The organism is Acinetobacter corruptisaponis, assembly GCF_030053775.1.
GTDB classification, from domain to species: Bacteria; Pseudomonadota; Gammaproteobacteria; order Pseudomonadales; family Moraxellaceae; genus Acinetobacter; species Acinetobacter corruptisaponis.
The window spans coordinates 212,211-236,570 of the sequence record NZ_CP125669.1 but is presented as its reverse complement, the minus strand read 5'-3'; the positions used below and the strand labels follow the sequence as shown (position 1 = coordinate 236,570).

20 protein-coding genes and 1 pseudogene are annotated in these 24,360 nt (G+C 41.0%); 7 read left to right on the top strand and 14 right to left on the bottom strand.

The features are described 5' to 3' along the window. Positions 1-2: 2 nt before the first annotated feature. Positions 3-299 (top strand): cyd operon YbgE family protein, encoded by a 297-nt coding sequence (locus QLH32_RS01095; RefSeq protein ID WP_279959152.1) that lies wholly within the window; start codon positions 3-5, stop codon positions 297-299. Between the two features lie 73 nt (positions 300-372). Here the strand turns inward: QLH32_RS01095 and QLH32_RS01090 are convergent, their stop codons facing one another. Then, a complete protein-coding gene (locus tag QLH32_RS01090) occupies positions 373-2,634 on the bottom strand; it encodes a TonB-dependent siderophore receptor (protein ID WP_283267656.1) in 2,262 nt (753 codons plus the stop codon). Positions 2,635-2,843: 209 nt separating this feature from the next. Between QLH32_RS01090 and QLH32_RS01085 the strand changes: the two genes are divergently transcribed. The 3 genes from QLH32_RS01085 to QLH32_RS01075 are packed head-to-tail and all read left to right on the top strand — an operon-like array spanning position 2,844 to position 5,048. Further along, positions 2,844-3,107, top strand: coding sequence for a hypothetical protein (locus tag QLH32_RS01085; protein ID WP_267979292.1), 264 nt, complete (start codon positions 2,844-2,846; stop codon positions 3,105-3,107). Continuing rightward, positions 3,104-3,391 carry a hypothetical protein gene (locus QLH32_RS01080; RefSeq protein WP_267979291.1) on the top strand — a complete coding sequence of 96 codons (288 nt, stop codon included), beginning with the start codon at positions 3,104-3,106 and terminating at the stop codon, positions 3,389-3,391. The genes QLH32_RS01085 and QLH32_RS01080 overlap by 4 nt, the downstream gene beginning before the upstream one ends. 1 nt (position 3,392) lies before the next feature. Next, positions 3,393-5,048 (top strand): PepSY-associated TM helix domain-containing protein, encoded by a 1,656-nt coding sequence (locus QLH32_RS01075; RefSeq protein ID WP_283267655.1) that lies wholly within the window; start codon positions 3,393-3,395, stop codon positions 5,046-5,048. A 47-nt stretch (positions 5,049-5,095) separates the two neighbouring features. On the opposite strand, the gene QLH32_RS01070 is transcribed toward QLH32_RS01075, so the two are convergent. Then, complete coding sequence (locus QLH32_RS01070) at positions 5,096-5,626, bottom strand: GNAT family N-acetyltransferase (RefSeq protein WP_283267654.1); 531 nt, start codon at positions 5,624-5,626, stop codon at positions 5,096-5,098. A gap of 64 nt (positions 5,627-5,690) precedes the next feature. Then, positions 5,691-6,368 carry a YccT family protein gene (locus tag QLH32_RS01065; protein ID WP_283267653.1) on the bottom strand — a complete coding sequence of 226 codons (678 nt, stop codon included), beginning with the start codon at positions 6,366-6,368 and terminating at the stop codon, positions 5,691-5,693. Positions 6,369-6,588: 220 nt separating this feature from the next. Here QLH32_RS01065 and QLH32_RS01060 point away from each other — a divergent pair, with 220 nt between their 5' ends. Continuing rightward, entirely contained in the window at positions 6,589-6,774 is a 186-nt protein-coding gene (locus tag QLH32_RS01060; RefSeq protein ID WP_283267652.1) for a hypothetical protein, read from the top strand. Positions 6,775-6,807: 33 nt separating this feature from the next. Here the strand turns inward: QLH32_RS01060 and QLH32_RS01055 are convergent, their stop codons facing one another. Together QLH32_RS01055 and QLH32_RS01050 are read right to left on the bottom strand one after the other, a co-directional pair. Continuing rightward, a complete protein-coding gene (locus tag QLH32_RS01055) occupies positions 6,808-6,969 on the bottom strand; it encodes a hypothetical protein (protein ID WP_267979287.1) in 162 nt (53 codons plus the stop codon). Between the two features lie 133 nt (positions 6,970-7,102). Next, positions 7,103-7,894 (bottom strand): DUF4198 domain-containing protein, encoded by a 792-nt coding sequence (locus QLH32_RS01050; RefSeq protein WP_283267651.1) that lies wholly within the window; start codon positions 7,892-7,894, stop codon positions 7,103-7,105. Positions 7,895-8,130: 236 nt separating this feature from the next. Here QLH32_RS01050 and QLH32_RS01045 point away from each other — a divergent pair, with 236 nt between their 5' ends. Continuing rightward, complete coding sequence (locus tag QLH32_RS01045; protein WP_283267649.1) at positions 8,131-9,351, top strand: MFS transporter; 1,221 nt, start codon at positions 8,131-8,133, stop codon at positions 9,349-9,351. A gap of 25 nt (positions 9,352-9,376) precedes the next feature. Here the strand turns inward: QLH32_RS01045 and QLH32_RS01040 are convergent, their stop codons facing one another. Both QLH32_RS01040 and QLH32_RS01035 read right to left on the bottom strand, forming a co-directional pair. Beyond that, positions 9,377-9,988, bottom strand: a complete 612-nt coding sequence (locus tag QLH32_RS01040) for a DUF2238 domain-containing protein (RefSeq protein ID WP_283267648.1) — start codon at positions 9,986-9,988, stop codon at positions 9,377-9,379. A 101-nt stretch (positions 9,989-10,089) separates the two neighbouring features. Next, positions 10,090-11,073 (bottom strand): ion transporter, encoded by a 984-nt coding sequence (locus QLH32_RS01035; protein ID WP_283267646.1) that lies wholly within the window; start codon positions 11,071-11,073, stop codon positions 10,090-10,092. 80 nt (positions 11,074-11,153) lie between these two features. On the opposite strand from QLH32_RS01035, the pseudogene QLH32_RS01030 reads away from it, so the two are divergent. Then, positions 11,154-11,261, top strand: a pseudogene (locus QLH32_RS01030) (anion permease); the annotation flags it as partial. Between the two features lie 92 nt (positions 11,262-11,353). Here QLH32_RS01030 and QLH32_RS01025 read toward each other — a convergent pair. The 7 genes from QLH32_RS01025 to QLH32_RS00995 all read right to left on the bottom strand — a co-directional run bounded on the left by QLH32_RS01025 (position 11,354) and on the right by QLH32_RS00995 (position 24,333). Next, complete coding sequence (locus QLH32_RS01025) at positions 11,354-11,575, bottom strand: hypothetical protein (RefSeq protein WP_279959992.1); 222 nt, start codon at positions 11,573-11,575, stop codon at positions 11,354-11,356. A 169-nt stretch (positions 11,576-11,744) separates the two neighbouring features. After that, a complete protein-coding gene (locus QLH32_RS01020; RefSeq protein WP_283267644.1) occupies positions 11,745-12,980 on the bottom strand; it encodes a hypothetical protein in 1,236 nt (411 codons plus the stop codon). A 62-nt stretch (positions 12,981-13,042) separates the two neighbouring features. Then, entirely contained in the window at positions 13,043-15,682 is a 2,640-nt protein-coding gene (locus tag QLH32_RS01015) for a bifunctional aconitate hydratase 2/2-methylisocitrate dehydratase (RefSeq protein WP_283267643.1), read from the bottom strand. Between the two features lie 258 nt (positions 15,683-15,940). Further along, entirely contained in the window at positions 15,941-16,303 is a 363-nt protein-coding gene (locus QLH32_RS01010; RefSeq protein ID WP_432442292.1) for a hypothetical protein, read from the bottom strand. Between the two features lie 99 nt (positions 16,304-16,402). Beyond that, positions 16,403-16,924, bottom strand: coding sequence for a DUF4124 domain-containing protein (locus QLH32_RS01005; RefSeq protein WP_267979278.1), 522 nt, complete (start codon positions 16,922-16,924; stop codon positions 16,403-16,405). A 136-nt stretch (positions 16,925-17,060) separates the two neighbouring features. Further along, positions 17,061-21,563 (bottom strand): translocation/assembly module TamB domain-containing protein, encoded by a 4,503-nt coding sequence (locus tag QLH32_RS01000; RefSeq protein ID WP_283267641.1) that lies wholly within the window; start codon positions 21,561-21,563, stop codon positions 17,061-17,063. 46 nt (positions 21,564-21,609) lie between these two features. Further along, entirely contained in the window at positions 21,610-24,333 is a 2,724-nt protein-coding gene (locus tag QLH32_RS00995; protein ID WP_283267640.1) for an autotransporter assembly complex protein TamA, read from the bottom strand. Between the last annotated feature and the right edge of the window lie 27 nt (positions 24,334-24,360).

Genomic DNA, 24,360 nt, shown 5'->3' with positions numbered 1-24,360 from the left:
TAATGGCTCAAGCAATGACAACACCGAAGAATAGTAAGGCACAAGTGCTTGCAATGACCGTTTCGTTTTTGTTGGCATTGCCCCTTGCTGCCATTTTACTGGTACATCCTGCATTGATGCTGGATGCCAACGGACATTATAACCATAGCCAACTGATGTTGGTTATGATTGGAATTTCTGGTGGCTTTATTCATGGCGTGGGATTTATACCAAGATTCTGGTTATGGAAATGGTTATTTAGCCCTTTTATTGCCTGGCCTTTGATGATTTTAGGTTACTTTATTTGGATTGGTAATTGATTTCCAAACTATCAAATAAAAAAGAGGAAGCAGATTTGCTTCCTCTTTTTTCATTACTTAGACTACCAAAGAATTAGAACTTGAATGAAACAGAACCTGTCACACTACGTGGTGCGCCGAAAGTTTGATTTGAGGTATTTAGACGATATGTCTTATCCGTAATATTGCTTAGGTTTAGGCCAATCGTTATGTCAGGGTTCAATTCATACTTGGCCATTGCATCGACCAATGTAAAAGCCTTCTGACCATTGGTGTCACGAGCAAAGCCATCCATATCATAGCTGCTATAAATCTTGTTCTGCCATGTCAGGCCAGTGCCAACGGTTAACTTTTCCAGTGCACCTGTAAGTTTATAAGTGGCAAATAATTTGAACTGATCTTTTGGAATATCAGTATTAATGCGCTCACCTTTCTCTTTCGTCTCTGAATAAGTATATCCACCATTAAGATTTAAATTAGGCAAGATTTCTCCAGAAACTGCGATATCAAAACCTTTGGTCTTTGCCCCTTGAGCAGAGCGATAGTAGCTATTCCCTGCAATAGCACCTGGCACCTCTTCATTCGTTACATATTTTCCAGCTTCAACTGCAATATTATCTAAAGCAGACTGGAATAGTGCCAAACTGGTATTTACACGACCATCAAATAGTTCACCCTTTACCCCAACTTCATAGCTATCACCTTCTTTTGGATCAAGCAATTTCATTTGATAGTCTTTGTTTGCTTGTGGTGAAAAAATACTGGTATAGCTACCATAGACAGCCCATTTAGGACTTAAATCAAAAACCAGCCCAGCATAAGGTGCGAACTGATGATCAACCTTAATTGTAGTCCCATTTTTCTGATTACCTGATTCTGAATAATAGTCAAAGTTCGAAACACGACCACCAACAATCATTTTCAAGTTATCTAAAAGATTTAAGCGAGTTGCCAAATATCCACCATACTGTCTAAATTGTAGAATTGAGTTTCCAGTTTTTACAGGTGTATATAATCCATTTGGTTGAGCAACATTTCCATTCCATGTTTTTATATTAATTACTCCAGGTGCGCCCATCACACGGTTGTAATATGGGTCATTTTGATCCACATCCTGAAAATTGGCACCTACCATGAGTTCATGTTCTCGGCCCAATAATTGATATGGGCCTGTTAATCCCAACTCAACAGAATGTTCTACAGGTTTGGTGTGTTGATAACCTGCTGTAACGGTTGAAGTGTTATTTTCATAGTTTGTGTAATATAAAGGCTTACCATCTGGCCCAATCACCTGAACCCGCTTACCCTCTTTAACTTCATATACGCCAGATGTATTTGACCCAATTACTCCATAAATACTTTCTGTATCTGTGGTGGAAAAATTATAGTTCGCATTAAATAGCCAATGATTTTCAAACTCATGCTTGAGTTGGGCAAAGGCACTGATATTGTCTGTATGGGTATATGCCCAACGAGGTGAAGCATTATCCTTACGCCCCATTGAAGACAGAATGTTCTTGGCATCAAAATTTGCATAAGCATGAATGCTTTGCCCATCACTTTCATTACGGCTAACAGAAGTACCAACACTTACGGTTGTTTTATCTGTCAGATCAGCATCTACCACACCATATAAAATAGTTGATTGAGAATCTCCCCATTTCTGCCAGCTGTCACCTTGTTGATGGGCTGCAACAACACGTCCACGAATAGAGCCTGTGTTATTTAAAGACTGAGAGGCATCAATCTCACTACGCCACGTATTCCACGAACCAAAACTTACTTTGGCAGACGACCGTGCATTTGCTGTGGCATGTTTACGATTAAAATTCACACTGGCACTTGGTAAACCACTTCCATTTAATAGTCCAGTGGCCCCTTTGACCACAGTCACATTCTCAAAAACGGCGGTATCAATATTACTAAGAGCATTGTTGTTACGCCCTTCTATAGCAGGACTCGACAATAAACCATCTATTTGAAAGTTTAAGATTTTTGAGCCGCGAGAATAATAAGACGTGTATTCACCGCCTGTTCCCCATGCTGATGTGGCACCATAACTTTGACGATAAACCCCAGGAATCTGATCAAGAACTCCAGATACACTTGTTAGATTTTGATCTTTTATTTGCTGTTCAGTAATTACACTAACAGTCTGAGGCGTTTCTTTAAGAAATAAATCCAGTTTTGTAGCTGATTTTGATTTTTGAATGGTATAACCAGTCGCTTCTTGCTCGGCTTTAAGATGGATGGTCGGTAATGTTGTGTTTTCTGCTGATTCCGCTGCGTGAATTGTTCCAGATGTTCCCCCAACCATAACAAGCATCATGGCTGTATATAAATTATGGTGTTTCATCTTTACCCCTCAGTAAGTTAACAATTACTTACATTTTACACAAATGAGAATATTTATCAATATTATTATCATTATCGAACAAATTCTCCATTAAATATCCTTATTTGATTGATAGTCCAAATAAATACAATCTTGCCTAGATATTTAATGCTTTTATTTTTTACTAATATAAACAATAATTATTATCATTAATGCTATTTGGGGCAATTATGCTTTTTAAACTATTGGGGATCCTACTTACCCTACTGGGCTGTATTAGCCTTTATCTCTGCCATCCCAATCAAATTTTACTCAAATCCAGCCTTTCTAAAACGTTCACTTATTTGGGTGCAACTGGGTTGGTTGCAGGTCTGCTGATTTTATTCTTTTCCATTCCAAAATTAGTCGCTGTCCTGATCTGGCTTGCTGTGATGACACTGGTCTGGTCATTTATTCCTTTCCTGAATTTATTCAAAAGGAGCAACACCCAATGAATATCTCAAAACAAAAAATTCAACCAGACTGGTGGACAAAAACACTGGTGGGTTTATTTCTAGGATTAAGTTTTGCCGTTGCAATTGGCGCACTGGTATTTTTACTGACACTGCCTCATGTGGAACGTTCCCTGCCAGGCCAGCTTGCCATGTGGAGCATTCCATGGGTTTGGTTATTCGTATTCTTTATTGCCTATTTTATTCCCAAAGGTTGGCAAAGTCTGGTGATCTTTAGCATTGCCAATATCATTGCTTATGCACTGCTGTTCTGCTTAAGAGGTTAAAATGAAAGTTCGCGCAGATATCATCAAACATGGCAAAAACCTACATACATGGGTTGGAATCAGTGCAGGCATCTTGTTGTTCATCTGCTTTTTTGCAGGTGGCCTCAGCATGTTTCAGCATCATTTAAGTCAATGGGCATCACCACCCCTACAAAAACTGGCGCCAATTCAACTCAATCAATATAACCAGTTGGTCACACAGGCACAGGCAAAATATCCTGAAACGCAAAAAGCCTTTACGCTTAGCTTTAACTCACCAGAAGCACATAATTCGCCGATCTACTGGGAAGCTGCACATGAGGGAGAGGAAGATGACCATCATCTCGATATTGCCCAGACCAGTATGATGGCAACGCTGGATCAGAATGGTCAACTCATTGCGAAAGAACAGAATGTCTCCAAACTTGGTTGGCTAATTGAGCAACTGCATGAAACAGCAGGCATCCCTGGCATGATTGGTCATCATACTGCGGGTGTAATGGTAATGGGTGTCGTTGCAGTCCTGTATTTTCTTGCAATCATGTCAGGCCTGGTTGTGTTGCTGCCAACACTAGTAAGTGATTATTTTGCTGTCCGCAAAGGGAAAAATAAAAAGCGTTTCTGGCTGGATACGCATAATGTGATTGGAATTACCAGCTTGCCATTTCATATCATTATCAGTGTGACTGTGGTGGTATTTGCATTCCACGATATTTTATACGGTACACTGGCTAAAGTGATTCAAAAACCGATTTTTGAACGTCCTGCACCTACACAAATTGCTGAACCTCGGCCCGAGCTGAATGTAGAACAGATTTTTGCCAAGGTTCAAAAGGCAGCACCTGAATATCGTATTGATGCCATTCGTTTCGGTAATCTGGACAATCCTGAACGAGCCTCGGCTTTTGTGGCGTTGTATCATCCTGACCGTATGATGCGGGGCGATAATTTTGATTACATGAGCTTTAACCCCTACCAAGCCAAACCTTATTCAACAGAGACATTGTCGACAGAAGAAAGTAATGTATCTTCATTGATCCGTTCCATGTTTGCCTTGCATTTTGGTAATTATGGGGGTGACTCTATTCGCTGGATTTATGTATTTTTTGGATTGGGTGGTGCTTATTTGTTCTATTCAGGTAACATTCTTTGGATCGAGACGCGTTTGCGTAAACAGAAGAATCCAAATTTACCACCACCGCAACAACGTAAAGATGTGATGTTTATTGCAAACTTAACCATTGGTGCATGTTTAGGCTGTATGTTGGCCGTGTTTAGCAGTATGCTGGTAGGACGCTGGGGATATGTCATTACACCACAATTACAAAGTCATAACCATGTATTCATGTATAGTTATTATCTGGTGTTTATCTCAAGTTTAACTTATAGCTTTGTCATTGGTGCAGCCCGTGCATTACCACAGTTCTTCCTTGCGATTGCGATTGTACTGTTATTAATTCCATTCACATCAATTGTCGCTTATATCTTTCCGATTCAAGGACTTTGGTATTCAACAGGTCACCTGATCTGGATTGATATTATTGCGATTGGTCTTGCTCTAGTATTTCTGCGTTTCTATCAACAAGCCAATGATCGTGCTCAAACCGCACCGATTGGTTCAATCTGGTCAATACAAAAATCTGTTGAAACAGTCTCAATGACTGAAAATCAGGCTTAATTTAGTTTGAACGAAAATGCCATGACTGATTTAAGTTGTGGCAATTTTTATTGCTGTCTTAAAATGTCTTTCCTCATTTCAACCAGTTGAATAGGCACTAAAGGCTGCCCTACATTGGCCGCAACAGGATAAGCCTCTGTTTTTCCTGTAAGCTGGTAGCCCCGACGTTGATAATAAGCCATCAGTTCAGTTCTCACATCCAGTACATACATGAGGAAATGCGTAATTGATGGATGGTTTTGCATAACAAACTGTTCAGCATAGGCAAGTATCTCTTTGCCAAAACCTGAATTTTGGATAGAGGGATCAATGGCAAACGTACCGATTTCAACACTATCTTGTTGATAACTCAGTCCGATACAGGCAACCAGTTGCTTTGATTGCGCTTCACCAATAAATAATTCAAAATTGATTTGACCAAGTTGGTTGATTAACTGGGTTTTATTGATTCGATCACCTGCCACAAATGCCTGTTCAGTTGTCCAGCTTCGTCCCGACTGTGTTCGGTAAGCAGCATTGATTAATTCAACAAGCTGTTCCAGATCATCATTTTCTACTTTTCTAATATTTAAAGACATTCTATTTCATAAAGTGAATAAAAAACCGATGATAACATCGGTCTTTATCAAATCAATGACTGAATCAGTTAGTTTGACCTGCTAACCATGCCATAAACTTTTGACGTTCAGCTTTGGACGCTTTCTGCCATAACTCAGCCAACTGCTGGTCTGTGGTTTTGGCTGTTCCAGTTGTTGTCGTTATGGCTATGGGTGCTGCTACAGTTGCAGAGGTTGTGGTTGCAGCATATACAGGCGCGGGTTGATTCACCACATTGTTCTTATTCTTCTGTGTCAAATCCAGAGTACGCCCTAATAAGCTATTACCTGAAAACCAAGGCTGCGCTTCATTGTTTGCGCCTGTTTGTTGAACGATTAACTTCTTATTTTGATCATAGATGGCTACAGTAGGCTGTTCAGCATATTTTTTTGCGGCATCAAAGTTTTTAGGCGCATTTACCAGCCCCAAAGTATAAGACTGGTTGTCCTGTAAATCAGATGCCTGAATGGTGACAACACCTGATTTAACAATGTCATGTTCGCCATTTAAATGTTCAAAATACTCACGGTAACGTACATTCAGTGTCAAATTACCTGGATCAATCTGATAGTTATTTTTGCTGGACGGAATCAAGCCATTATTGACTTCCTGACCATTCACCGCAAGAATCACAATTTCCTCAGGTGCAGTGATGGTAACTGCCGAAAAAACTGAAGTACTTAACAATAACCCAAAAGCAGCAACACCAACTCTTAAAGACATTAGACTCTTCTCGATATAAATAACTTATGAAACCGTATGCACTATGCTATGCGATTGTGACCATTTTATGACATAAAACCAAACTGTCTATTCCATCAATTTGGCTTTTTTAAGATATATACATCATATATATGGCAAAAGAAAATGGCTTAATCTAACATTCTGTTTTGTTTAAAGAATGGGGATTAACAGACAGGTTATAGGTAAGTCCAGAGCCAGGATGACCACCAAAATACTGGCTTTGGTCGATAGTCTTGTTAATTTGATTAAGTTTCGCCTGATGCCTGAACAATATCATGATATTGCAGGGCTTATGCCACTAATTAAAGATATAGGCTGCAAGGCTTTATTGGGGGAGATAGCGTATATTTTACCAGTGTATGTACAAGTAACGACATTTGATTGAGAATTACTTTGCACTCAGTATAGCTCCATTTTCTTACTGGATGATAATGTACTCGACACGAATTGCCTCATCCACCAAATAATGGTCTTTAACCAGATAAAAATAAGGTTTATCTCTGATCCATTCATCCATTTCTAAAATGGCTTGGGTGTATCCTGTGATCGCTAAAAAATCTTTTGTGACGATTGCATCCATAGGCTTATCCTTTTTTCTTAAGCCTACCATAAATGCAAATCCTACAGATAGTTTAAATATCGACCCTAATAGTCATTTCCCCTATCATTTTGTATGGGAGAGTCAATCCAGCTTGGATCAACTCTCAGCATTATTAGTTTACAAATAAACTAATAATGCTATAGAACTGATTTTCTGGCTTCTGTTTGCCATCCACAATTTCACTCACCTCAACAAGATATTCACCTGATGCTGGGAAAACGAGTTCCGCATTTCCATTTGCATCCGTTTTTAAGCTTTTGGCCTGCTCATCCGTTGCACCCTTGGCACGAATGACCACACTGGCATTTGCCAAAGTCTGGTTGGCCTTAGATATCTTAACTTTCACAGCCTGATTGGCTTTTAACTCGTTTGGATGAATCGAAAACTGAACCTGAATCGGCGCAGAATTTACCTGAACGGGTGAACTCTTATCTTTTGTCACATAGGTCAATAAGGTCCATTCACGGGTAATTTCAACAGGAGTGAACTTTTTACCTTTTAAATCGGCTGGAATGACGTAGTCACGTTCACTTTTTGCTGGGGCCTTATCTGCTGCCATATCAAAGAACAACTTCCATTCCTTTTGATCTTGTACATATTTCAATGGGTAAGATGCTTTGGTTTGAATATTATAAGTGCCCGCTTCTGGTAGTTTTAAGTCAAATACTGTGGCGGAGCTTAATGTGGATGCTGCTTCAATTGTTGTTTTTTTCTGGTCTGGCGCAGTAATTTCAAACTTGGCATTTTTTAATGCATATTCACTGTTCAATGCCTCTTCCGCATAGCCAGAGACCACAGTCACCTGAGTTTGCTCAGTTTTATAGGCAATAGGAGCAACATAAGGTTCATGTGCTAAACTATAGCCTGAAACCAATACAAATGATGCTATCAATAATCTTTTCACGAGTTTCCCCCACCTTTGATTTTGCTCAATACAGGCATTAACCAATCTGAATTGTTTAGCCTCAAGTTTTATAAGCCTGATTATACACAAATGAAAATAATTATCATTATAATATAGAATTTTTCTGTATAAGATCACCATTTACAGATATCTATAGATATAAAAATTACGTTATCTTTCATTTTTATAAAAGCGACTCGAATATAATAGACTGGTATCTTTATTCCAGAGTTGTTATGTCTGTGCCAAGCCCCATCACACCATCCCCTCAACCACAGAAATATTCCTTATTCTTTGTCATTTTTTCATTGGCAATTGGCAGCTTCTGTATTGGTACAACTGAATTTGTTGCAATGGGGTTGATTCAGGAAATTGCGACAGATTTAAATGTAAGTGTTCCACATGCAGGATATTTTATTAGTGCCTATGCGTTAGGCGTGATGGTGGGTGCACCAATTATTGCCATTTTAGGGGCAAAGATTCCACGTAAAACCCTGTTGTTGGGGTTAATGCTTTTTTATGGTCTGGCAAATGCGGCGACCGCCTTTGCCACTACGCCAGAAGCCATGCTGATTTCCCGCTTTATTGCAGGTTTTCCACATGGTGCTTACTTTGGCGTTGCTGCATTGGTTGCAGCCGAACTAGCAGGCAAACAACGCCGCGCAACCGCAATTGCACAAGTGATGATGGGCTTAACCATTGCCAATGTTATTGGAGTCCCAATCGCTACATGGTTAGGCCAGCAGTTCGGCTGGAAAGCAGGTTTTGAATTTTCTGCGGCGATTGCATTCATTACTCTGATTGGGGTAAGCCTGTTTGTACCGAATATGCCTCTACAAAAATCTGCCAGTATCAAGGCTGAATTAGCAGGCTTAAAAAATATCAATATGTGGTTAACACTGGCTGTTGGTGCAATTGGTTTTGGCGGGATGTTCTCGGTATATAGTTATGTGTCGCCAATTTTGACTGAATATACCCATGCAGATATTCGTGTGGTTCCAATTGCCCTGGCAATCTGGGGAACAGGTATGGTGATCGGTGGTTTAGTTGCGGGCTGGTTGGCAGACAAGAACTTATTTAAAACCATTATTGGTATTTTGATCAGTTCTGCACTCGCTTTTGTTGCAGCCAGTTTTATGATGACAAACCTCTATACAGCGATTGCCGCTTTATTCCTGATTGGCTTTACCGTAATTGGACTAGGTGGCGCATTACAAACCCATCTAATGGATATTGCAGGTGATGCACAAACTTTGGCAGCCTCGCTCAACCATTCCGCATTTAACCTTGCCAATGCGCTTGGGGCATTTTTGGGTGGATGGGTACTCAGTCACAATATGGGCTGGTTGGCACCGATTTGGGTAGGCTTTGTTTTAAGCCTAGGTGGATTGGCAATTCTGCTCATTGCACTGGCGTATGCAAAATACTCACAGCAAAAAGAATCTGTCGTTTCTTAATGGCAGATTCATGAGTTGATTTAGATTAATTTATCAGCTTTGCAATTTGTCGGTCATGCCATTTGGACAACAATAACAAGGCAGCCATTGCTCCAATTAAGGCAAAGAACATATCGGACTGGGTATCCCATTCATATCCCTGAGTTCCTAAAAACTCTTCAGCACCTTGTCCCATTACTAAAGCAGCAGCCCATTCAATCAGCTCATAGCTTGCACTAATCGCCAACACAATACAGATCACAATAAAAGTGAGCATTTTTCCTTGGGTCAAAATCTGGTTTCTAAGCAGGATTTCACGGGCGGCAATTGCGGGAACAAAGCCCTGCATAAAATGTCCAATTTTGTCATAAGGATTGCGATCCATTCCCAACCATTCACCTATTTCAAAACCAAAAGGCACACGTGCATAGGTATAGGCACCGCCTACAATTAAAACAATGGCATGCAAAAAAATTAAGCTATACAAGAGATTGGTGAGCGGAAATGTTTTATAGGTGTAAATCAATAACGGAACGACAATTAAGACAGGTAAAACCTCCATCACCCATGTACCACGGTCAAATGGATGAATACCTGAAATGATTAAAATCACCATAAGAATAAATGCTGCACAACACAACATCAGTTTTTGACTCATATCCACTCCTCTAATTTTTATTATTTTGTCTTAACATGACTCGATTCTTAAAATTGATCTTCAACTCTGTTTTTCATTGAATCTGACAATAAACTTGAGGTTTATTCGGATAATTTTTCACCACAATGTGGACAGTAATGATACTTCTTTTTTTCCTGTTCCTGATCTTCAAGTAACTTCTCCTTGACCAGTTGGATGATAATTTCATGGGTCTGCTCTTTTGGTAAACCCACTTTTTTCCGAATTCGTTCAATTTCAATTTGGTCATGCAACAAGTCCAGCCCTTTGGCTTGCAAGGCTTCACGAAACTCCTGTTCCAGTCTTTGATTGCGCTGGTTTAATTCATTGGCAAGGCCTGAAGCTAAAATACCTGCGGGCAAAGCTGCAATACCGACACCCAGAATTGTAATGAATGCACCCAGGATACGACCCAAATTGGTTACAGGTGTTACATCACCATAGCCTACTGTTGTCAATGTAACAACCGCCCACCACATCGCTTTTGGAATTGAGCTAAATGCTTCAGGCTGGGCTTTATTTTCCACCACGTAAATTGCGGATGCCGTCATCACAATCATAATGACCAAAATGAAAATAACCGCCTGAAATGAACCTTTTTCTCGCTGGATAACACGTAAAAGTATCTGCAATGACACAAAATAACGGGTTAGTTTGAGTAATCGGAATAGTCGTAATACCCGTAGGAAACGTAAATCAAGATGGACAAAGAAATTGAGATAGGCAGGTAAAATCGCCATTAGGTCAATAATCGCCCCGCCACTTTTCATCCAGCGAAACCGCTGCTTCCATGCTGGTTCCTGTGGATTTTTCTCAACGATGCTCCATAGCCTTAATAAATATTCACCACTAAAAATAAGGATTGAGAGATTTTCAAAAATATCGAAATAAGGCTGATATAGCTTATACAAGTCATTCACTGACTCCAGTAGCACCGCTGCAACATTGGCAATGATTAGGGAAATCAGTACATAGTTTACACAGGTACTCACCTTGCTTTTATAGTCATCATCATGCAGATTGTTATAAACAAACCGTCTTAGCAGTTGCCATGAAAATTGAGCCATACCATATTTATCGTTATATAAATCAAGCTAAAATGTATCATGTTGCTCAGGCATTTGATAAGTGATTTGTATCCTACTAAACCATTCTTAGTGCATGGTGGAAAGAGAACTTTGTCATGAGTGTCGTCAATATCATCATCTTTGTGGTGATTGGCGGACTTTGGTGGAAAATGCTGGGTTATTGGTAGGATTGGTAAGTTGAAAAAAGCCCTTTTCAAAGGGCTTTTTTCGTATACGTATTTGAAAAGCCCGCACACCAAACAAAATCATATTAGCTTAACTAATCTGTCCTGATATCATAAACCCAGTTTCGTGCTTGTTGCTCTGTTGTCGTTTCGCATACATAGTAATCTTGATGCCACGAGTCTTGATGGAAAATTTCCTTTTTGTGGTAGCTTACTTGTTTGCCATTTTCAACACAGATAAAACTGTCACCTTGATCTTTCACAGCTGAACCGTTAAGAAATCCACCAATACATAAGAAGCGGGATTGTTTCGCCATTTACTTGAATCAACTTTTAAATCATTAACAGTGTTTTATAAAGCTTTAATTTCTGGTTTTCCATCTAAATATGACAAATAATATTTATTAGTTGTAACTAACTTTAATAAAAACTTATTAATCAACTCTCTTAATATTAGTGTATTTTTCCAAGCTTGATTAACATCAGTTATATCATTTCCGTGAGCAGCATCATTTCGTTGTTGCCAAGCTTTTTTTCAATATCAGATAAAGACAATGAGATGTCATTACAAAAAAAATCCATCTTATTTTTTTGAGAATAAGTATTCAAATTCCCTATTTTATCTAAAAAAATTTTCTTTTGCTCAGGGGTTATCTCAAACTCTTCCAGTTGTTGTTGTAATCGCTCCAGCATTTTTTTAAAAATTGCTTTATCTAAAATTTTACTATAACTAACTTCATGAATTTTCATATATGTAGCTTGTAGCTTTTCAATAAGTGCTCCATAGTGAACAGCGGCAGTAATTGAATTAGAATTTACTGCTACCCAATATGTAAAAAATATATTACCTAGATCATATTCTTCATATTTAACATAGAGTTCTTGCATCAAATTTTCAAAAATATCAACTTCTATAATATTTAAAGCACTTAAACTAAGGGGTGTAGGTACTTGAACATTGATAGCCAATTGTCCTCTCTCATTATCATGAATATTTCTTAAATAACTATAAGACGGTGTCATATATTTATTTACAAAAGTATACCCATAAAAAACTAACGGACAACCCAATATATAAGAAATAATTCCCCTTATTTTCTCCCTTTTATCTAACTCCAAATCCTTTTTGTATAGTATTATTCCTTTATCTCCATCTTTAATCTTAATTATATAAACTTCACTTCCTTCAAATCTAAATCCAATACTATTCCTATTAGAGTTCTCTAAATTTACTATTTTTTGTATTAGCTGACAATCCGTCCCATATATTTCAAAAATTCTTTCATGATTTTCACTCCACTTCATTAGATGAGGAAATATATGATTAATTTTAAAATTATCAACAAATTCAATTAAATATTCAGCACCTATTTGCTCATGACTATCTTCAAAAACAATTTCATCAACAATAAATATATCAGTATATTTAGGGTTATCACCCACTAAAGAGTGAGTTTGTTGTATTGGTAAAGCATACATTAATATTTTTTGTTTTAAAAAGTTATGTTCAAATATGATAAGAGACTCATTTTTATCAATATAACCAGATTTTCTGTTCAATTCTAAATCATCGGAAATAACACCTTCAACTTTTAATTTTAGTCTTCCCTCTTCATCTCTAAATAATAGAAAGTCTCCTTCATCTGCTCTTAAAAATCCTTTAAAAATGCATTTAAAATTATTTAAATTAAAATTTATGTTTTCCCAAATACCTAACGACATTTATAATTTTCCAAAAAATAAGGGCTGATTACTCAGCCCTTATTTTTAGCAAAAACAATCGATTAGGTCAACTGAGCCGCTTGGATTTTCTTGGTATCAACTTGATCAGCTTCTTTTGTATATTCGCTCATCTTGTCGAAGTTCAAGTATTTGTAAATGTCAGCAGAAGCGCTGTCAATTTGCGACGCGTACTGTTGATATTCTTCTGGGCTTGGTAATTTACCAAGTACCGCAGCTACAGATGCAAGCTCAGCAGACGCCAGATAAACATTTGCACCTTGACCTAAACGGTTCGGGAAGTTACGTGTAGAAGTCGATACACAAGTCGTGTTCGGTGCTACACGTGCCTGGTTACCCATACACAATGAACAGCCTGGCATCTCAGTACGCGCACCAGCACGGCCATAGATGTTGTACAAGCCTTCTTCCATCAACTGGTGCTCATCCATACGTGTTGGTGGAGCCAACCATAAACGAGTAGACAATGAACCACCAGGAACTTTGTCAAGCAACTGACCAGCAGCACGGAAGTGACCAATGTTGGTCATACAAGAACCGATGAACACTTCATCAATTTTGTCGCCTTGAACGTCAGAAAGAAGTTTCGCGTCATCTGGATCGTTCGGGCAGCAAAGAATTGGTTCTTTGATGTCGGCAAGATCGATTTCGTATACTTTGGTATATTCAGCATCTGGGTCAGCTTTTAACAGGCTTGGGTTATCCAACCACTTCTGCATGTTTTCAGCACGGCGCGCCATTGTACGCGCATCGCCATAACCTTCAGCAATCATCCACTTCAACATAGTGATGTTAGAACGTAGGTATTCAGCTACTTTCTCTTCAGAAAGCGTGATTGAACAGCCCGCAGCAGAACGTTCAGCAGATGCGTCAGAAAGTTCGAATGCTTGCTCAACCGTCAAGTCATTTTCCATTTCTGATAAATCAATCTCAAGGATACGACCAGAGAAGATGTTTTTCTTACCTTTCTTCTCTACAGTCAAGTCACCCTCTTTAATCGCATAGTAAGGAATCGCATGTACAAGGTCACGTAAAGTGATACCAGGCTGCATTTTACCCTTGAACTTAACAAGTACAGATTCAGGCATATCCAGTGGCATAACACCAGTCGCTGCTGCGAATGCAACAAGACCAGAACCTGCTGGGAATGAAATACCGATTGGGAAACGAGTATGTGAGTCACCACCAGTACCAACAGTATCTGGAAGTAACATACGGTTTAACCAAGAGTGGATAATACCGTCACCTGGACGTAAAGATACACCACCACGGTTCATGATGAAGTCAGGTAATGTATGGTGAGTTGTTACGTCAACTGGTTTTGGATACGCAGCAGTGTGGCAGAAAGACTGCATCACAAGGTCAGCAGAGAAGCCTAAGCATGCCAAGTCTTTTAACTCATCACGAGTCATAGGACCAGTAGTATCCTGAGAACCAACAGTGGTCATCTTAGGTTCACAGTAAGTACCTGGACGGATACCTTGACCTTCAGCAAGGCCACATGCACGACCGACCATCTTCTGAGCTTGAGTAAAGCCTTTACCAGTGTCAGCAGGTTGTTTTGGTTGACGGAACAAGTCAGAAGCAGGAAGACCTAATTCTTCACGTGCTTTAGCAGTCAAGCCACGACCAATGATCAGGTTGATACGACCACCAGCACGTACTTCGTCTAAAAGTACAGGCGTTTTAAGTTCTGATTCAGCGATTTGAGCGCCATTTTTGAACGCCGTTACTTTTGCAGCAGCATGGTCGATTTTAAGAACAACTTCATCGCCCATGTTCATTTCAGCAACATCGATTTCAACTGGTAATGCGCCTGCATCTTCCATTGTGTTAAAGAAGATTGGAGCGATTTTAGAACCTAAGCACACACCGCCATCTTTTTTGTTTGGAATGTGTGGAATTTCGTCACCGAAGAACCAAAGCACTGAGTTAGTCGCTGATTTACGGCTTGAACCTGTACCAACAACATCACCCACATAAGCAACCTGATTGCCTTTTGCGATCAATTCGTTGATTTGAGTGGTAGGACCAACTTCACCTGGTTTTTCAGGGTTGATACCATCACGCTCGTTTTTCAACATTGCAGTTGCGTGCAATGGAATATCTGGGCGGCTCCAAGCGTCTTGTGCAGGTGACAAGTCATCCGTGTTGGTTTCGCCAGTTACTTTAAATACAGTGATCTTGATTTCTTCTGGAACGTCTGGACGGCTTGTGAACCATTCAGCATCAGCCCAAGATTGTAAAACTGCTTTTGCATTGGGATTGCCCGCTTTTGCCTTGTCAGCAACATCATGGAATGCATCGAATACAAGAAGTGTCTTTTTCAATGCTTCAGCAGCTAGGCTAGCTAATTCAGCATTGTCAAGAAGTTCAACAAGTGGTGCTACGTTATAACCACCAAGCATTGTACCAAGTAGGTAAACAGCACGCTCTTTGGTTACAAGTGGAGAAGTTGCTTCGCCTTTTGCGACTGCAGCGAGGAAAGCCGCTTTTACATAAGCAGCTTGGTCAACACCTGCTGGAACACGGTTTTCAAGCAAATCAACCAAATATGCTTCTTCACCTGCTGGTGGATTTTTTAATAATGCGACAAGTTCAGCAGTTTGAGCATCATCAAGTGGCTTCGGTGGGACTCCGAGTGCGGCACGTTCTGCAACGTGTTGGCGGTAAGCTTCTAGCACGGTGTTATTCCTCTTTTTTAAAAAATTACCTGTAAGTTCCAGCTTTCTGTAAGCTTTACAAGCAATATGGACAGCAAAATTTTACTAGACTTCGAGTTAAAAGTTAATGCAACAACCGTATTTCTACGTGATGACCATTATTTTATAGCGAAATGCCCATCAGTTTGAAATACCGCTTTGGTATAAAGCCAAAATCCAGTAAAACAATCATTTAGTTCCACAAAAAAAGACAACAGTGTTGTCTTTTCGGTTAATAGATTAAAATAGTTTATAGTTCGGCAGCTTTTCATGTGGTGTTGCCAAACATTGTTCAGTAAATTGTTGCTTCAGTTTTTCACGTAATGCATCTGGATCAGCCTTAAGTTCTTCGGCTGGGATTGCGTAGACTTTTTCAATAATACCGAAAATAAACTTACGCGTGGTTTCATCCTCAATTTTACCCGCATGTTCTATTGCCTGTTTTTGCTCAATTCCATTTTGACGATCCAGTGTAATCGAACGCGCGGCATTCCCGACACTTACACAATAGCCATGCCATTGTTGTTCAGGCGTAAGTGGCTCTTTTTTACTACAACCGACCAAAACCAAACCTATTGCAATCAACAAAACTTTATTCATCATCATACTGCGACTAATTTGATGCACACATCATACTGAAACTGGTTTATTTTGCAAAAGGAAGTATTTAAAACCGCCCTGTCCGCAATAAAAACATACAAATCATTTGCTGCACTGCATATTATTGCCATTCTTTTGGCATTTACTACCTGTTGCAGAAAGATAGGTATTACCTGCCACCAGATTATAATGCCTGCCTTTTGAATCCCAGCATCTGACACCATTACAGTTTTTTACAGGGATCAGGGCTTCTACAGCCGCCGCTGTAGATGGACTGGAAGTGGCCGCACCAGCAGCTGGCTTAGCTGAATTTGTTGTAGAAGCGGTGGTGGTCTTAACCGCATTTGCACTAGTCACCGCTACAGTTGTTTTTGCTTCTTTGTTTACTACTGGCGGAGGTGTTGTTGGATGAGTTGCTGTCTGGGTTGTAGCGGTATTGGGATTTCTCTTTGCAGGGTCGAGTTGAGGCTCCTGTTTCTGAGTTGGAGGTGGTGTTGCTGAATATGTTGTTACACCACGTGCGTCCACCCACTTATAGTATTCTTTAGCATTTGCTTGAAATGTACAGCCCAGCACCCCAAGGCTGATGATTGCCAAAAGCTGACTAAAAGTGACAGATTTCATCCTTTTCCTCCCAAAAATATCATAAATATTTTATTTTCAATAACTTATTTTAATTTTAGCATATTTCCTTATTTAAAATAAATGTCATTAAAAAAACCTGTTTTATCATTGTAAAACAGGTTTTTATTTTTACATACTAAAAACGCCAGTTATAGAAAATATCTATCGCGCGTTCCAAAGACTGGCTCGCTTCCAGATATAAACGGCGGTTCATTTGATAACGTAAGGTGAGTTTATTCACAGGAGTAAACACACCTATACCGTAGCGGATAAATAAATCTGGTGTGATATATCCTGTCAGGCTAACCTGGGTGTCATCTCCCGTACCCTGTGCATCCAATGCCAGACCACTCAGACCAAAGGTTCGACCAATCTGGTTGGTTAAAGCCCGTGTCCCCCCCAAGCCCATACTGATACCAGCGGCTGCAATGGTATTGTTTACGTCTGACTTAAAGCCCTCAGTATTGCTTAAACCACTGCTACCTTCATTGATACGTCCCGTAAGCAAAGCATTGAGTGCCTCTTGCTCTGACAAGCCAGCATCATTATAGACCTGAACATTCGGCACAGTTGCCGTACCCGTTACCCGAACCCCAACCATACTGCCTTGCACAGGTTTATTGGCATCAATATCCAGTGTTGGGTTGGCCAATGGTCCATTAAAACGGGCAATGGCTCGGTTCAAGTCCAGACTTTGACCATAGGCCTCAATTTTCACTTTCTGGCTCACCCCAATCGCACCATTGGCACGCATTGCGGTTTCGAGACCACGCTGGGATAGATGCAAACGTCCAACGAGTGGAATATTACTTTCAAAACCCTGGAAAATAACCTGGTTGCCTAATGTCAAAGTCATATCAGCACGAATGTCCCACGGTTTTGCTGACTTTAAGGTCGCCAACAAATCCTGTCCTTGCTGCACAACACGCACATCAGGCGAAACGTTAATCACGGTTGCCGTGGTTTCTGGCATTGAAATACGCGCGCGAGGAACATCAATTGACCCTTTCAAGCTTAAGCGCTGATCAAATGGATAAACATCAAGGCTTAAATCAGGCTGGACAATTGCCGTAATCATCGGTGCCTGACGAATCAACAGGTTATCACCTTTTAAGGTCAATGCCAGATGAGGTTCTTCTTTCCAGTCAAAGCTACCCTTTAAGCGGCCCACACCTTGCCCACTGTTAAATGCACCATCAATACTGGCTGAATCCTGACGGATTGAGGAATACAACTGGATATTGGTGAGATTGACAGGCAATGAAATCATGCTGATGGCACCATTTTTCAGACGCATTTCACCTGTGAATTGAGGTTGAGTTAAAGTCCCATTCACTTTGCCAGCAAGTGCAAGCGTGCCCGCCATTGAACGGACATCCTTGATAAATGGTTTAAAGACTTTTAATTGAACATCATCAAACGCCACTTCGCCACGCATTGGCATATTGTCCTGAAATGGATTGACAATCACATTCGCATAACCCGTTCCAATATCTGGGGTTTTCATGTCTACACGGAACAACAACCCGTCGCTGACACTTTTGGCAATCAGGCTTAATTCATCATAAGTCATGGTGGTGGCTGGGTCCTGCGGATCATCCGCGGCCAAGCCAATCTCACCCTTGCGTGTCACCAGGCTGGCATCAATTTTTGGACGGCTACCCTGAACCCATGACGCCTTGGCATAACCATTCAACTGACCCGTAACCGCCAATCCTTCTGGCATAAAAGCGGTAAAGTCATTTAAGTCGATATTTTTGGTGATGACAGACACATTACCCTTGGCCTGACTAATACGTGCAGGCTGATCCAGACATAACTGGCTGTGTGCACTCTGCCAGCAATGCTGCCCAACATATAGTTCAGATAATCGGGTTGAATACACAATCGCCGCATTTTGATTTTGCACAAGATTAATACGTTGCGAAGCAAAGTTTCCTTTTTGCAGTTGCCCTAGCCAATCGTTGTTTGAGTTAAAGCCACCTGCAAGCTGCACATAGAAATTCGATTGTCGATTTTTGCTTTCAACCTTTAAGACATGCGCCTTACGTGTTCCAGCCAGATTGACCGTTGCATTCTCGATTTCACGATTGCCACTGCGTAAATGATCAATTTTTGCGGCCAATAACGTTGGGGTCGTTTCTGAAGTTGGTAATTCACCCTGAATACGCAGTGATTTAACGCTTGCCACATCCTTGAATGCGAAATTATCCACGACAATATTTGCGGTTGCCTTTAAACGTGGCTGGGACTGCACATTCAAGCTGCCATAGGCACGACCTTGCAGGCCTGGATATAATTCATATAGTGCAGGCGCATTGAGCTTGATTTTCAGGCTTTGTGCATTACCCGTTGCCTGTAACTGATTTTGTGCATAGGAAAAATATAAATCATTCGCTTCAAACTGCTGCGGTAAAAAGCCTTTCTGGTTGGAATCCAGCAATAGCGTGAGGTTACCGCGTCCCCTGATTGGCTTGTTATTAATAAAACCAGCGGCATTCAGTTGACGGATATCAATACGTTTTAGCTGCTCAGACCAGACACCCTGTGTTTTTACATGACCAGACACTTCACCCTTAACACTGGAAACGAAATATTGGGGTTTAAAACGTACCAGTGAGGCATCCAGATCCCAGCCCAATTTATCCTTAAGATTGACTGCACCAGTAGCATAGACTTTACCCGCCACACCATCATGTTTTAGCTCATTGATCTTGATGTATTCAGGTGTACCCGCAATATTGATTTTTAATAAGCCATTTCCCTGATTTAAGGCATTGAGTGAACCATCATAATTCACGGCAAAACTTTTAAAGCCGCCACCCGCTTTTTGATCATGGAAGATAAGTGCCGCTGTACTTTTCCCTTTTAAGGCAACCGTTTCAGTTTTACCTGCCTGAGCCAGTTGTCCCTTGAGATCAATCTGGTCAAGTTGAATGACCTGCTGGTTGGGTTTGGCAAAACCAGTCGCTTTAATCTGACCATTAAGTAGATTAACGGGTGCTGTTGCAACCACAGTCTGCGGATTAAAGTTTTCTGCCTGTAGCTGTGCCTGCCATGCAAGCTGCTGCTTTTCATTTGGCAATTTCACCTTGGCCTGACCCGTTAGGCTACCTTTCTCAGCCTGATAATGGAAACGTTCCACATCTAAAAGGTCACCTTTTACGTCAAAGCGTGCATCATACTGTCCTGTTGGTAACAGTGTTTTCTCATGCGGACGTACCTTGGTTGACACATAGATATCCTGTTGTCCCTCTTTCAGCGTAACATCGGTATGCCCTTCGGCACTACTCAACCAGCCAATATAGGGTACAGCCCGATCAATTCCTTGCCATGCAACATTTAACAACATTGGTTGAGCTTTGTGATCTTTTGCCTCAGCCTGATTTAGCTTGATAGCCCAGCTTTCATATCTATCGAAGTCAAGGTTGGCTTTTAAGGACAGCCCTTTTTCCATTGAACCTGATGAACTTAGGTTTGCGTCCAGATTGGGCGGCAAGAAATCCTGAGCCACTTGCGGAACAGTTTTATCTTTCGGGTTTAATTTTTCCAAACGCCCCTTAATATCCCATGACACATGATTATGCCAATTCACCATACCTTTAAGACCAACCGTACCACCCATCAACTGACCATTAAAATCATTGATATTGAGCTGGTTTTTCAGGTCAGTATCCATCAGGGCATTATATTTTCCCTCAGGAATCTGCTCACCTTTCAGGTCGGTATCCAGTGTCAGAAGTAACTTTTGAATGTCACCGTTAAACCGCGCCACGCCATCTTTTGCAAATAATTTCTGTTCTTTTAACAAGGGTAAATGATAATTTTTAAAGAACAATTCACCGTTCATTGGTACATGGTCACGTACAGGATGAACCACAACCCAACCTGTGAGTAGATCAGGGGTACGGGTTGCAATTCCTGCCTTTAGGGTATCAAGCGTTCCTTTGGCAGCAACCTTGATAATCTGGATATCCAGACTTTTTAATGAGGGAATAATCAGGTCAGTTTTGAGATTCAATGGGTATTTACCGATAAAATCCATTTCACCTGTTGCATGCTGGAGCGCCAGATAGCCCATATCCATGCGGGAGTCTTCAAACTTAAGCTTTGTTCCCGACCATAAGGCATCCTTTAAATAAATATCATTAAAATCAACCTGGGAAGTGGCAGTCTTGATCTGGAGATGGTCTACAGTCGCCTCATCCACCCTTAATACAAATGGCAGTTTAATCGCATCAAAGGAAAATGGTTTACCTGATGGTGGTTTTTTATTCACAATCCTTAAGTTACGCACATCGGCGTGGCTTAAATGCAGTTCCTTGTTTAACAGGGCACGCCAGCCTAAAGACACATCGGCCCGATCCAGCGACACATCCACAGCCTTAACTTGCAGCAACACATTTTTCAGGATAATCCCTGAAAGCAGGTTTCCACTTTCATATTCATATTTAATGACTTTCTGGCTTTGCAGCACACGATCCAGTAAGAAACGGCTTCCCTTGTCCGTGGACATCATCACCAGTAACGAGCTGACCAGCAATAAAAGAATGATCAGCACAATCAGCGCAATGCTTCGAAGAATGCGCCGTTGCTGTCTTGGTCTTGTTGGAGGTAACTGCTGTTGTGCTTCCGTCATAATCAACCTGAATTGTTTGACCTTTTAAAGGTTTTTTTAAAAGTTATTAAAGCTGTGGACCAATAAAGAAATGGAGTCGGATTGGGTTGTTGTCATTCGAGATACCTGAAGCAACATCTAGGCGAATCGGCCCAATCGGTGATCTCCAGCGTATGCCCACGCCAATACTGTACTCGGTTGGATTGCTAAACTGTTTATCATAGGCATTACCAAAATCAGAAAATATCGCTGCACGCCAGCCATCTTTAAATTGATAGTTATACTCAAGCGATCCCACCGCCAGAGCCTGTCCACCAATTTTATAACCACCCTCTTCTGGTGATAGACTCTTGTAGTCAAAACCGCGTAAGGACTGATCCCCACCCGTGAAGAAACGTAAATTATAGGGAACCTTGTTAAAGTTATCGGTAAAGATATAACTGGTGTCGCCACGCCCCACAAACTGGTGGTTGTCATTTTCACCCATTGAATAGATAAAACGCCAGCCTCCCGTCAGGATGGCCATGTTGGCATCTGACAATAATGATTCTGTACCCAGCTCAACCTTGTAAATCTGTTTAAAGCCTTTGGTTGGGTTTAAACGTGAATTGGCATTGGTTTTTGACGCTTCATAACCGAGCAGCAAGGATTCCTGTTCGGAATCGATTCCTGAAACCTTAAACGCGTCAGGAAGTTCATCAACATCAATATCGCCTTTTTTGGTTAAGCGATCCAGACGATAACGTAAGCCAAAGGTATGTTGCCAATCACCCAACGGATTTTTAATCACCCGTTCGCCCCCCATGACCGCTGACTCCACCAGCAGGTTCACACCTGGACCAATATCATCACGCTCTTCACGTTCATAACCACCCACAAGGTTAAAATAGTCATTGAGTGGATGTTTGTAGGGAATACTGTAGCGTCCATCAATAGACTGACGAATCTGCGACAACTCAATGTTGGCATCAAAAGAATGTCCGTATTTATTGACAATGGCACGACGATACTGGCTACGAATACGTGCACCTGTATCAGTACCATAACCAACACCCGTTTCCAGACTATTGAGTTTATCGGCATTCAGTGTCACCACGATTGGAATTTTTTTCTCGATTCGGGTTTGCTCTTCAAGCTTCTGGCGTTCTTCATCTTCATCGTCATGGTCATGTGAAAGCGGTGCTGCGCGGGCAAGTGAATAAGCCTGTGCAGACTCTCCACCAGAGAATACGGTCTCATCGACCACATTTTGTGTGACTTCCTGTGCAGAGGTAATTTTCTGGCGTGCCAGATCAGCCTTTTGCTGGCTATTCATCAATTGCGACTGCTGAATTTTCTGCTGGTCCACCAATGCCTGTAAGTCAGGAGCCAATTCCAAAGGAGGTTGAATTGGGTCTGGCTTGATGGTGTCAACAAGGGTGTAATTGAAATAACGGGTATTGGTCAGGTTATTTGCCAAGGCATTGACACGCCAGAATGCATAGTCATCACCCTCTTTCCACGGAGCCAAACTATCAAGCACTTTTTGGGTCAGCGGCAGTGGCTTGCTTGGGTCACTCATACGGTATTCGACTTTTTTCAGCTTATAACGCTCACCCGTCTCATACTTCAGGTTGATCTCTGCTGTTTTATCAGGCTGCGTAATCTTGACATCATGCAAACGCCAGTAGGCATCAAAGAAACCGTTATCATTGGCTGCACTGACAATTTTTGTTTTGGTTTCTTCGTACTTGCCATGATTAAAGATATCGCCCTCATCCTGTTCTGGAATCAAACGAATCACTTGCAGTTGAGGTAATCTTTCACCCGCTCCCGAAAATTCAATATTTTGCTCTTTAATCAGGATAGGCTCATTTGGTGTGACAATCACCCTGACCCTGCTGTCACTCAGCCGTTCAAACTTATATACCGCATTATAATAACCAACCGCCTGTGCAGCCTGATTGGTCAGGGCCCTTAACTGGGGTAAAGCCACATTGAAGTCTTCAAAGGCCTCTTGAGTAAAGCTGGATAGTTTGGCCTTGATATTGGTGGCAAGTACAGGAGGTGCACCCGTCACATCAGCAGTGATACGTGGGGTTTTTTCGGCATTAAGCAGGTTTTCAGGATGGAAGCGATTCCATATCTTTCTAAAAAATCCGACTTTTTCCTGTGATGGGTCAGGCTGAGTCTGGAACTCAGGCAGGGTTCGTCCTGCTTCATTGGCCTCAACCACAATTTTACTGTCGGTCTGGATGTCCTGCATCAGTTTGTCAATGTTGACAGGCGCCTTGGTGACTTCCGTGAGTTCAGTTTGTGAAACATCATTGACCAGCACATCAGGCGTTTTTGCCGCATTGTCACGGGAATTCTGGGCTTCGTTTTTTGCCTCTTCAGCTACACGGAAAATTTCATCTGCCATGCCCTGATCAACCGTCATGTTGGGCAAATCTTCCAGATTGTCTTCCAGTTGGATCGGTTTTAATTCTTCAATCTGGTTTGCGGCCTGTTCCTGCTGTTTTAACGCAGCCAAACTGTCTTGTTCTGGTGCCGAAACGGTCTGAAGTTCACTGTCCAGTTGTGGCTGAGGTGGTGTGTTTTCAGCAACTGTTTTTGCCTCAAGCTGAGTTGCTTGAAGCTCTATTGTTTCATTTTTAGCCAGCTCCGTGATTTGTTCCTGAGCATAAGCAACTGATATACAAGAACTAATCAGAAAACCACCACAAATAAGTTTAGGAAAGCCCTGCATTTTAAAAATTAAATGCATAGAATGACTCAGTGCAGACGGTTTAAACTTTGCTTGAGATGGCATGTAGAACTCTAAACTTATTTTTTAATG

Excerpts from the sequence above, each read along its gene's own strand:
- QLH32_RS01095 (WP_279959152.1), top strand. The coding sequence starts at position 3 with ATGGCTCAAGCAATGACAACACCGAAGAATAGTAAGGCACAAGTGCTT.
- QLH32_RS01090 (WP_283267656.1), bottom strand. The coding sequence starts at position 2,634 with ATGAAACACCATAATTTATATACAGCCATGATGCTTGTTATGGTTGGG.
- QLH32_RS01085 (WP_267979292.1), top strand. The coding sequence starts at position 2,844 with ATGCTTTTTAAACTATTGGGGATCCTACTTACCCTACTGGGCTGTATT.
- QLH32_RS01080 (WP_267979291.1), top strand. The coding sequence starts at position 3,104 with ATGAATATCTCAAAACAAAAAATTCAACCAGACTGGTGGACAAAAACA.
- QLH32_RS01075 (WP_283267655.1), top strand. The coding sequence starts at position 3,393 with ATGAAAGTTCGCGCAGATATCATCAAACATGGCAAAAACCTACATACA.
- QLH32_RS01070 (WP_283267654.1), bottom strand. The coding sequence starts at position 5,626 with ATGTCTTTAAATATTAGAAAAGTAGAAAATGATGATCTGGAACAGCTT.
- QLH32_RS01065 (WP_283267653.1), bottom strand. The coding sequence starts at position 6,368 with ATGTCTTTAAGAGTTGGTGTTGCTGCTTTTGGGTTATTGTTAAGTACT.
- QLH32_RS01060 (WP_283267652.1), top strand. The coding sequence starts at position 6,589 with ATGACCACCAAAATACTGGCTTTGGTCGATAGTCTTGTTAATTTGATT.
- QLH32_RS01055 (WP_267979287.1), bottom strand. The coding sequence starts at position 6,969 with ATGGATGCAATCGTCACAAAAGATTTTTTAGCGATCACAGGATACACC.
- QLH32_RS01045 (WP_283267649.1), top strand. The coding sequence starts at position 8,131 with ATGTCTGTGCCAAGCCCCATCACACCATCCCCTCAACCACAGAAATAT.
- QLH32_RS01040 (WP_283267648.1), bottom strand. The coding sequence starts at position 9,988 with ATGAGTCAAAAACTGATGTTGTGTTGTGCAGCATTTATTCTTATGGTG.
- QLH32_RS01035 (WP_283267646.1), bottom strand. The coding sequence starts at position 11,073 with ATGGCTCAATTTTCATGGCAACTGCTAAGACGGTTTGTTTATAACAAT.
- QLH32_RS01025 (WP_279959992.1), bottom strand. The coding sequence starts at position 11,575 with ATGGCGAAACAATCCCGCTTCTTATGTATTGGTGGATTTCTTAACGGT.
- QLH32_RS01020 (WP_283267644.1), bottom strand. The coding sequence starts at position 12,980 with ATGTCGTTAGGTATTTGGGAAAACATAAATTTTAATTTAAATAATTTT.
- QLH32_RS01010 (WP_432442292.1), bottom strand. The coding sequence starts at position 16,303 with ATGATGAATAAAGTTTTGTTGATTGCAATAGGTTTGGTTTTGGTCGGT.
- QLH32_RS01005 (WP_267979278.1), bottom strand. The coding sequence starts at position 16,924 with ATGAAATCTGTCACTTTTAGTCAGCTTTTGGCAATCATCAGCCTTGGG.
- QLH32_RS01000 (WP_283267641.1), bottom strand. The coding sequence starts at position 21,563 with ATGACGGAAGCACAACAGCAGTTACCTCCAACAAGACCAAGACAGCAA.
- QLH32_RS00995 (WP_283267640.1), bottom strand. The coding sequence starts at position 24,333 with ATGCCATCTCAAGCAAAGTTTAAACCGTCTGCACTGAGTCATTCTATG.